Here is a 2,325-nt window from a genome sequence, read left to right on the forward strand (position 1 = left end):
TCGGGTTCATATCCGCTCAGCTGCACCGTGTCCCCGGCGACCGGAATGCGGCCGAGCTGCTGAAGCACCAGCCCGCCGATCGTCTCGTATTCACCCTCCCGTGCGTGATAACCGGTGGCGGCGGCCACCTCGTCGATGCGCAGCAGCCCGGACACCCGCCAACCATCGGCGGATGCCATCACATCCGGTGTGGTGTCGTCGTGCTCGTCACGCACGTCGCCGACGATTTCTTCGATCAGGTCCTCGACGGTCACCATGCCCGCGATCCCGCCGTACTCGTCGACAACCATGGCGGTCTGCAAGCCGTTGGCCCTGATCTCTCCCATCAGGGCATCGCCGTCCAGCGTGGAGGGCACCACCGCGACCGGCTGCGCGACGGCGGTCAGCAAGGTGTGCTTCCGCTCGGCGGCTGGAACTTCGAAGACCTGTTTGACGTGCACCATGCCGACGGTCTCGTCGAGGTCGCCGTCGACGATCGGGAACCGGGAAAATCCGCTCTCGGTGGCTGTTGCGACGAGGTCTGCGACAGTGTTGTCCGTTTGCAGCGCAACGATTTTCGAGCGCGGCGTCATCAGTTCCTCGGCTGTCAGCGTGCCGAACTGCAGTGATCGATGCAGTAGCGCCGCGGTGGTCGGGTCCAGAGCGCCGCTGCGAGCAGACGTGCGGACCAGCGAAACCAGCTCCTGGGGCGAACGGGCCGACCGCAGTTCCTGCGCGGGCTCGATTCCCAGCTTGTGCAGGATCCGGTTCGCGGCACCATTGGTCAGCCGGATCGCGAAGGTCATCACGAACGAGAACAGCAACTGCGGGCCCGCCACGGCGCGCGCGGTTCGCAGTGGCCGGGCCACGGCCAGGTTCTTGGGCACGAGTTCCCCGAAGACCATCGACAGCGACGTGACAACCACTAGAGCCACGAATGCGATGACTGCTTCGGCCACCCGGTCAGGCACCCCGAGCGCATCCATTGCTGGATGCGGCAGCTTCGCCACTAACGGTGCGGTGAGATACCCGGTGACCAGCGTGGTTATCGAGATGCCCAACTGCGCTCCGGACAGCTGGAAAGAAAGGGTGTGGTGGGCGCGGCGCACGAAGCGGTCGCGACGGCCACCATCGCGCGCGTTGGCGTCGACAGTGCTGCGCTCGAGGGTGGTCAACGAGAACTCAGCGGCGGTAAACAGCGCGTTGCCCGCGGTGAGCAGCACGATGGCCAGCAGGCTGAGCAGGATGACAGCGAGGTTCATCGGCGCCGCCGCGGTTGCGAGCAATCAGACCGTGGGCGCCGCGGTGACCGCTCAGCCCGGAAGCCAACGGCCTCGCCGGGTGCCTGCGGCACGGAGACCCTTTCCCTCAAGTTATCCAAATGACTACGTGGAGTTTCTATGGTAACGAAGGCTTAACCCGTCCTAGCCCCTGTTGCTGCGACGACACGCCCCCATCCGGTCTGTGTCTACCAGCCGAACGGCAGTGGATGGCCTTCAGCGAAGCCCGCTGCAGATTGGATCCCGATCACCGCCCGCTCATGCAACTCGGCCAGTGTCGATGCACCGACATAGGTGCACGTGCTGCGAACCCCGGAAGTGATGTGGTCGATCAGATCCTCGACGCCACCCCGGTCGGGGTTCAGCCCCATCCGCGAGGTTGAGATACCTTCCTCGAACAACGCCTTGCGGGCACGCTCGAAGGCGCTGTCGGCTGCGGTGCGGGCAACCACGGCGCGTTTGGACGCCATCCCGTAGCTCTCTTTGTAAGGCTGGTCTTCACGATCACGCATCAAGTCGCCGGGGGATTCGTAGGTGCCCGCGAACCACGATCCGATCATCACGTTCGCCGCGCCGGCCGCCAGCGCCAAGGCTACGTCCCGCGGGTGGCGCACCCCGCCGTCGGCCCACACGTGTGCGCCGAGTTGCCGTGCCGCCGAGGCGCATTCGACCACGGCGGAGAACTGGGGTCGCCCGACGCCGGTCATCATCCGGGTGGTGCACATCGCGCCTGGGCCCACACCGACCTTGACGATCGACGCCCCGGCGCTGATCAGATCGCGGGTGCCTTCGGCCGACACCACATTGCCGGCGGCCAGTGGCACACCCAGATCCAGCGACGATATCGACTTGATGGCGTGCAGCGCCTTGACCTGATGCCCATGCGCGGTGTCGACGACAACCAGGTCGACGCCCGCCTCGGTCAGTGCCTGGGCCTTAGCGACCGCATCGCCGTTGATGCCGACCGCTGCGCCGATGCGCAGCCCGCCCGCTGAGTCGATGGCCGGCGAGTAGACGCCCGCGCGGATCGCCGCGGTGCGGGTCAGCACACCGGCCAGCGTGCCGT

2 protein-coding genes are annotated in these 2,325 nt (G+C 66.4%); both read right to left on the reverse strand.

Translation table 11 applies throughout. The features are described from left to right. A partial coding sequence (locus WAN71_RS24510) for a hemolysin family protein (RefSeq protein ID WP_422227816.1) occupies window positions 1-1,241 on the reverse strand: 1,241 nt, incomplete at its 3' end. A 206-nt stretch (window positions 1,242-1,447) separates the two neighbouring features. Then, a partial coding sequence (locus tag WAN71_RS24515; protein ID WP_422227817.1) for an IMP dehydrogenase occupies window positions 1,448-2,325 on the reverse strand: 878 nt, incomplete at its 5' end.

The organism is Mycobacterium sp. (assembly GCF_049280035.1).
GTDB lineage: Bacteria > Actinomycetota > Actinomycetes > Mycobacteriales > Mycobacteriaceae > Mycobacterium.